This window comes from Solirubrobacter phytolaccae (assembly GCF_027587195.1).
Classification (GTDB): domain Bacteria; phylum Actinomycetota; class Thermoleophilia; order Solirubrobacterales; family Solirubrobacteraceae; genus Solirubrobacter; species Solirubrobacter phytolaccae.
In genome coordinates this window covers 1-7,548 of record NZ_JAPDDP010000139.1, presented here as the reverse complement: position 1 = coordinate 7,548, position 7,548 = coordinate 1, and the positions used below count along the sequence as shown (strand labels likewise).

Below are 7,548 nucleotides of genomic sequence, written 5' to 3'. Positions count from 1 at the left end.
GACCTCGGCCGCGGCCGCCGCCGCGCCGACCGCCGACGCCACCGCCGCGCGCCAGTCCGCGCCCGCGTCCCGCGCGGCCACCAGCGCACCGAGCGTCACGTCGCCGCAGCCCACCGGGTAACGACCGCGGGTGGGCGGCGCGGCACGGAGGACGAAGCCGTCGCCGGCGAGCTCCAGGCCGGCCGCGCCGTGAGTGATGCACGCCACGCCGTTCGACGGCCGCAGGGCCCGCACGTCGAAGCCCACGTCGCGCGCTTCGTGCTCGTTGATCTTCACCAGGTCCGGCGCGGCGCGCAGGCCCGCGCGCAGGTCGTCGTCCCGCGAGTCGAGCGCGACCCGAGCGCCGGCCGCGCGGGCCGCCCGGAGGAGCTGCTCCGCGCCGTCGGCGGGCGAGCCCGGGGGCAGCGAGCCCGACAGCGTCACCCAGCCGGCGCCGACCGCCGCTGCCCGCACCGCCGTGAGCAGTGCGTCCCACTCGTCGGACCGCAGCTCGGGCGCGCCCTCGTAGAACTCCGTCAGCTCCTGCCCCTCCCCCGCGACGGACACGCACACGCGCGGCTCGGCGCCCGTCACCACGCGGCTGACCGCGATGCCGGCCGCGTGGAGCTGCGCCTCGATCCAGTCGCCGGCGGCGCCGCCGAGTGGAGCGACCGCACGCACGTCGGCGCCGAGCGCAGCGGCGGCACGGGCCGCGTTGAGCCCTTTCCCACCCGCGACCGCGATGACCCGGCTCGGCCGGTGGATCGTCCCGACGACCACCGGCCCCTTCACCTCATGCAGGCGGTCGACGGCGGGCGTCGCCGCGATGCAGACGATCATGTCAGCGCCGCCGAACCCACTCCGCCAGCAGCGGGTCCACCGGCGTGGTCGTCCGCGCTGCGCGGCTCAGATGCCCTTGGGCGGCCAGTCGGTCAGCAGCGTCGTTCAGAGAGCTCCGCGCAACGCTGTGCTGATCCGCGAGCTGCTGCGATGAGACCGCCACGCCGTCGGCCACGGCCGCGAACGCCACACGTTCGATCGCGCTGAATGTCTGCCAGACCGCCTGATGCGCTGGATCGGTGATCTGGATCGCCTCGTCGATGATCTCATCCGCCACCGCCGCTGTCGGCTCGTCGCCGGAGCTGACCCGATCCGCCAGCAGATAGGCGAGCAGCATCGTCCGCTGCGGATGTCCCGCAGCGAAGACGACGAGCGGACCGAGCGCGGTACCCGGGTCCAAGTCCTCGCTGACGAAGCGTCGCGTCAGCTCGGCGATCACGACATCCAGCGGCAGAGGCGTGAGCGTCAACGGAATCGCTTGGCCGAACAACGGCCGTTCCTTGGTATCGAAGAGCTCGCGCATCATCGACGGCTCCGACCCCGCGAACACGTACGCGGCCGCATCGGCGTGGTGCTGGATGCGCGAGCGCAACACGCCATCGAGATCCTTGTGCGCGACGAGCAGGTCCTGGAACTCGTCGAACACGACGAGCGTGGGCAGCTGATCGGTCTCCCACAGCGCCATCGGCAGATCCAAGAGCGGCAGCAGGACCGACTCGGCCGCGACCCCATCCGGCTTCGACGGCCGCGGGCCGACCGTCACACCTGGTCCAGCGGCCGTCATCGAGACGCCGACGCGGCTCAGCACGCCCGACAGGTGCGCTCTCACCCACGACTGGTCGAGCTCGGCGTAGGCCTGAGCGAAGCGGCGCGCGACGTCCGTGATGTCGGTGACACGCGACAGGTCGACATAGACGGCACGCCAACCCGTCTGCCGCAATTGCGCCGCGAGCGCATGCAACACGCTGGTCTTCCCGAACCGACGGGGCGCGACCATCCGCACGTGCACACGGTCGGCTGCACGGCGCATCAGCTCCGTCAGCTCGATTTCGCGGTCGATCAGCAGTGCCGGCGGCACCGGACCCTGAAACGGGAACGGCGTGCCCTGACGTTCCGTCACGCTGCGAGTTGTAGTGCGATTCCGTACATGTCCGTAGGGCTAGACACTACAACGTTGCCCGGCGGAGCACTACTTACTCGCGGCAGGCGGAGCCTCCGGTGTCCACCGGCCCGTTGAGCAGGCCGCCCAGCGAGGGGCGCGGACGCGGGTCGGGATCCGGGAGGACGTAGCCGTTGCGTTCGACGTAGTTCCACTCCGCGCCTTCGCGGGCAATGCGCTCGACGGCGCCGAGCAGGCGGTCGATGTCTTCCGCGCTCGTGCCGACGCCGATGCTCGCGCGCACGGCATGGCGGGGGCCGCGGTCGCGGGCGGCGAAGTGGTCCATCAGCGGGTGTGCGCAGAAGGCGCCGTCGCGGACGCCGATGCCGTGCTCGGCGCCGAGCGCCGCGGCCAGCAGCGCCGGGTCGAGGTCGGCGACGTTGAAGCTCACGACCCCCACGCGGTCACAGGTGCCGCGCTCCCAGAGCTCGTAGGTGCGCACGCCGTCGATCGCGTCCAACCCGGTGAGCAGCTGCTCGAGCAGCTCGAGCTCGTGGGCCACGATCGCCTCCCAGCCGGTCTGCTGGAGCGTGTTGACCGCGGCGGCGATCGCGAACGCGCCGAGCGCGGCCGGGGTGCCACCCTCGTGGCGGGCCGGGCCGGTCGTCCACTCGACGTCGTCGGCGGTGACGCTGCGGACGGCGCCGCCGCCCGCGAGGTGCGGGCGACCCGCATCCAGCCAGTCGGCGCGGCCGGCGAGCACGCCGGCGCCGTAGGGCGCGTAGACCTTGTGGCCGGAGAACGCGACGTAGTCCACGTCCCAGCCGGCGATGTCCAGCGGGCGGTGCGCGGCGAGCTGGGCGGCGTCGAGCGCGACCCGTGCGCCGTGCGCATGCGCGAGGCGACAGATCTCCGCGATCGGCCACACCTCGCCCGTGACGTTCGAGGCGCCCGTGACGGAGACGAGGGCGCGCTTGCCGCCGAGGTCGCGCAGGGCGACCTCGAGCGCGTCGAGCGCCTCGGCGGCGCTCGACGGGATCCCGATGTGACGCACGTCGCCGCTGCGCCACGGCAGCAGGTTCGCGTGGTGCTCCCCCGTGAAGGTCAGCACCGTCGTGCCGGCGGGCAGCGCGCCCGCCAGCAAGTTGAAGGCGTCGGTGGTGTTGCGCGTGAACAGCACGAGGTCGTCCTCGCGCGCACCGACGAACCCGCGCACGACTTCACGCGCGCGGGTGTAGGCCTCGGTGCTGACCACCGAGGCGAAGCCGGCGCCGCGGTGCACGCTGCCGTAGTACGGCAGCAGCTCGTCGACGGCGTCGGCGACCGGCTTGAGCGCGGGAGCGCTCGCCGCGTTGTCGAGGTTCGCGTAGCGGACCCACTCGCCACCGACGAGCGGGACCGTGAGATCGTGACCGACGAGCTCCAGCAGGCGATCGCCGTTGCTGGTGTGCGTCTGCGTGGGGGCCATGCTGGAGCTCATCGTCATCGCGTCTCTACTTCTTGACCTTGATCGAGGTCCCTGTCGCCTTGCCGGACTCGTACTTGCTGTCGCCGGGCCACGTGATCGCGACCTTCCAGGTGCCCTTGGCCAGCTTCGGCACCGTGACGGTCACCGTGCCGTTCTTGAGGGTGCCGGTGACGGTCTTGGTCGTCTTGCCCTTGGTGAGCTTGAGCGTGACCTTGCCGCTGGCCTTGGTCTGGCCCTTGGCCGTGGTGATCGTGACCTTGTACTTGCCGGCCTTCTTGCTCGTCGGCGCCTTGGCGATGGCGCCCGCGACCTTGCTGACCTTGGCCTTGACGATCGGCGTCGGGGTCGGGGTGGCCGTCGGAGCGGGGACGACCACGGGCGGCGTGGGCGTCGGCGTCGGATCCACGACCGGGGCCGGGTTGACCGTCAGCGTCCCGGACTCGGTGAACCCGTCGATGTCCTCGGTGCCGCCGTACGTCAGCGTGTAGGCGTACGTGCCCGCCGGCAGCGCCGGCAGCGCGAACGACGCGGCCCCGCCGGAGATGGCGGACGTGACCGAGGCCACCTCCGTCGCGTCCTGCTTGACGGAGATCGTGACGTCGCCCGTCACGGCGCGGCCCTGGGGGTTCGCGATCGTCAGGCTCACCGACGGCGCGGCGGGCGCCGTGACCGTGTTGGCGGTGACGGTACGCGTCGTGAATCGCGGGCCGCCCGGCAGGCCGCCGAAGAAGACCTCCAGGGCGCGCTTGGCGGCGGCGCCGCCGGCGATGCTGTTCGGGGTCGTGGGCGCGCCGAAGGACGAGCCGACGTTGTCCTTGCGGGCGTCGACGGTGCCCCAGGCGCCGGCGATCGTCGTGAGGTTCGCGTCGGTCTTGTTGGCGAGCCACGCCGTGCGCGCCTCGGTGAGGGTCTTCGGCGCGTTCGCCCCCAGCGCCGCGAGGGCGGCGGTCAGGGCCGGCTGGCTGATGTCGGTCGGGCCACCGGAGGTGACGGTGACGGCACCGGTGCGCGAGTCCACGCCCACCGTCGCCGTCTCGTTGATCAGATAGTCAGCGGTGTCGGTGTAGATCGCCCGGTTGGGGATCAGCGGGGTGACATCGGTCTTGTAGGTGAAGTTGGTGATCGCCTGGTTGATCTTCTGCCACGCCGGGACCGTCGACGGGAACGTGATGGAGACCTTGCCCTGCTGCGGATTGGTGTAGTACCAATTCGACATGTACTCCCTGAACGTCCCGTTGGCGTTCTTGATGATCCACTGACGGGTGATGCCGGCCTGCGGCCCCGTGGTGCCCTTGGCCTTGTAGCCGAACAGGTAGGGCACCTGCAGGCGCGCCTGCGACTTGGCCGTCTTGCTCGTGTCGCCGTACGGGAAGTACGTGATCGCGTTGGTCGCGGTGGGCAGGTACTCGGTCTGGAAGTTGCTGAGGTACTGGCTCACCAGCTCGCCGTAGACGTAGCTGGGGAACGTGCGGAAGTTCGCGTCGGCGCCCGTGCCGGCGTTGCCGTGCCCGTTGCGCGTCTGCAGCGGGTTGGCGCCGCCCGTCGGGTTGCCGGCCACCTTGCCACCGTCCAGGACGGTGTCGAAGTTGTAGACCGTGACGTCGTTCTTCTGGGCTTCCTTGTTGACGAACGGAAGCACGGCGCGGGTGTTCGGGCACCAGGTGCCGCCGAACAGGATCGCCGCGTCACCGTCGGTCGAGTGGTCGAGCAGGTCGACCAGCTCGGGGTAGGTGATCTGGTTCACGCGCCAACCGCCGTCGGCGGTCGCGTTGTCGGCGTCGGTGAGCACCGGGACGTCGGGGTTCTGCGACGGCGTGTTCTGCGTGCCGACGCGCTGGCGCTCGTTGGCCTCTTCCTTCCACCACGCGAACTGGTCCACGCGCGCGAAGGTCTTGCCGGCGATCGCCGCCGTGACCTTCGTCGCCGAGGCGGCGTCGTCGGTCAGGTTGACCCAGGAGACGATCTTGTCCTTGGCCGCCTCGGTGCCGCCCTCGGTGTTGTAGACCAGGAAGTAGCTGTCCGTGAGGTTCGCGGGCGTGGTGGTCGTGTAGTCGAAGATCGGGTCGACGGTGTCGTTGACCGGAGCGCCGGCCTGCCCCGTGGTGGTGGTGACCGACTGGCTCTGGGCGCCCGGGTTGCTCGGGGTCGCGATGACGCCGTTGCCGAGCGACTGCGCGACGACGTTCTGCCACGCGTCCTTGTACTTGTCACGCGAGCTCTTGACCAGCCCGATCGCCTCCGTGTTGCGGATGTCGAGGTTCGGGAGCTTGGACTCGCCGACCTGGACACCACCCGTGAGGTTCGGGTTGAACCAGTAGACCTTCGCGATCCCGGCAGCACGCGCAGCCGCGTCGACGCTGACGGCCTTGGCCTTGAAGGACGGGTCCGTCGCGGGATCACCGATCAGGATCGCGAGGTTGCCGGTGTGACGCAGCAGGTTCTGGAAGCGGTCGTAGGTGACCGAGTCGATGACCGTGTTGGCCGGCACGCCCAGCGCACGCTGCAGGAAGTCCGAGCGCTGGTACTTGGTGGTCTCGGTGCCCGCCGCCTGCGCGGTCGCCGCGAACGGCACGAGCGACGCGACGGCGACCGTCGCGGCCGCTGCACGCCTCCATCGGGATGAAAGGGTCACGCTCTTCCTCACTTGCTGTGTTGGGTGGAGTTCACCCCTGCGCGGACGTACGCAGGGGCTATCCGCACTCCCCTCTGCCTGGATGCCCTATCAGCCAGTGAGGAGCAGCGGGTGCTGCGATATTCGATTTACGGTGAGTGACTCACCTCGCCCGCGTGTGTCACACGGGCGAGGTCATGTGTCACTTACCGGCTGCGGCCGAACAGGTGCTGACGCACGCCGCCGAACGCGAGGCAGAAGAACCCGACGGCCGTGAGCGCCACCAGGATCAGGATGCCGGCGAAGCGGGTGTCACCCACGTTGCCGGCGGTCTGGCTGGCCAGCTGGTACTGCTCCGCCGACTCGCCCGTCCCGGCCGACACCGGAACGTTCTGGCCGGCGGGAGTGACCGTCTGGCCGTTCGGGGCGACCACCGCCGTGGTGGCGGCCGGATCGGCGACGCCGGTCTGGACCGCCGGGTCCGTGCCGGCGCCCGTCGTGTCCGCCGCGACGGCCGGATCGGTCGTGGCGGCCGGATCGACCGCGGCGTCGGCCCCGCCGTCCGGCGCGGAGGAGGACGTGTCCGTGCCCGTCGAGCCGTTCGTGGTCGAGCCCGAGGAGGACGACGACGAGGACGACGAGGACGTGGACGTGCTCGTCGGGGTCGGAGTGGCCGTGGACGAGCTCTTCGTCGTCGAGCTCTTCGTGTTCGAGCTCTTGTTCGTCGTGCTCTTGGTCGTCTGCGACTTGCCCGACGAGTTCTTGGTCGTCTGCGTCTTCGTCGTCGACTTCGTCGTGTTCGTCTTGCCCGTCGAACCGGTGGTCGTGGACGTCTGGTTCGTCGTGCCCGTGTTCGTCGTCTGGGTGGTGGTCGTGCCGCCACCCGCCGAGGCCGTCGGGGTCGCCGTCGCCTGGGTCGTCGCCGTGGGCGTCGCGGTCGGCGTCGGCGTCTTCTGGTCGTCCAGCCAGTTCTGGTACGTGGTGGTGCGCGACCACTCCGTCCACTTGGCGGTGTCCAGGATCTGGCCGTCGCTGTCCTTGTAGATGACCAGGTTCTGGCCGAAGTCGTACGAGACGTACGGGATCGCGGTGCAGGCGATGTCGTCGAAGCCCGGCAGGGTGTCCCGCCCGTCGGTGTAGGTCTGGCCGTCGATCGTGACCGTGACCGGGAACGGATGGTCGGCCGGGTTCGTGACGGTCTGGGCGTGCGCCGTGGGAGCGAGGCTCAAGCCCAGCGCCGCGGCGCTGAGGACGGCGGTCGCGATGTGCTTGCGACCGCGGGATACGTGCACTGTCGGGTTCTCCTGTCTGATCATCAGCTACGCACCAGGTCCTGGGTGGGGGCGGGTGCGGGGACGGTCTGGGTGGGCGCCGTGGCGGGGACGCCGTGGGCGGGGTGCGCGGCGGCCGGCGCCGGCTGGGCCGGCCACTGGCTCGCGACGGGCTGTGGCTGCGCGGGCCACGTCGCCGTGGGCTGCGGCTGCGGGCGGTCGTTCGCGCCCGGCGGCTGCGCCGGCCACCCGGTGCCCCGGGGCTGCTGGTGCCGCGGCC

Annotated in this window: 5 protein-coding genes and 1 pseudogene; all 6 read right to left on the bottom strand. The window is 70.9% G+C overall.

Annotated elements, in window-relative coordinates:
* Nucleotides 1–819 (bottom strand): PfkB family carbohydrate kinase (locus OJ997_RS35845; RefSeq protein ID WP_270030264.1); only part of this gene is annotated, 819 nt, incomplete at its 3' end.
* A gap of 1 nt (nt 820) precedes the next feature.
* A complete protein-coding gene (locus OJ997_RS35840; protein ID WP_270030263.1) occupies nt 821–1,939 on the bottom strand; it encodes an AAA family ATPase in 1,119 nt (372 codons plus the stop codon).
* A gap of 73 nt (nt 1,940–2,012) precedes the next feature.
* Nucleotides 2,013–3,386: an aminotransferase class V-fold PLP-dependent enzyme gene (locus tag OJ997_RS35835; protein ID WP_270030262.1), complete on the bottom strand. Its 1,374-nt coding sequence runs from the start codon at nt 3,384–3,386 to the stop codon at nt 2,013–2,015.
* Nucleotides 3,387–3,411: 25 nt separating this feature from the next.
* Nucleotides 3,412–6,018, bottom strand: a complete 2,607-nt coding sequence (locus OJ997_RS35830) for an Ig-like domain-containing protein (RefSeq protein WP_270030261.1) — start codon at nt 6,016–6,018, stop codon at nt 3,412–3,414.
* 185 nt (nt 6,019–6,203) lie between these two features.
* Complete coding sequence (locus OJ997_RS35825) at nt 6,204–7,289, bottom strand: RodZ family helix-turn-helix domain-containing protein (protein WP_270030260.1); 1,086 nt, start codon at nt 7,287–7,289, stop codon at nt 6,204–6,206.
* Nucleotides 7,290–7,312: 23 nt separating this feature from the next.
* A pseudogene (locus OJ997_RS35820) lies at nt 7,313–7,548 on the bottom strand (hypothetical protein); the annotation flags it as partial.

Excerpts from the sequence above, each read along its gene's own strand:
- OJ997_RS35835 (WP_270030262.1), bottom strand. The coding sequence starts at position 3,386 with ATGGCCCCCACGCAGACGCACACCAGCAACGGCGATCGCCTGCTGGAG.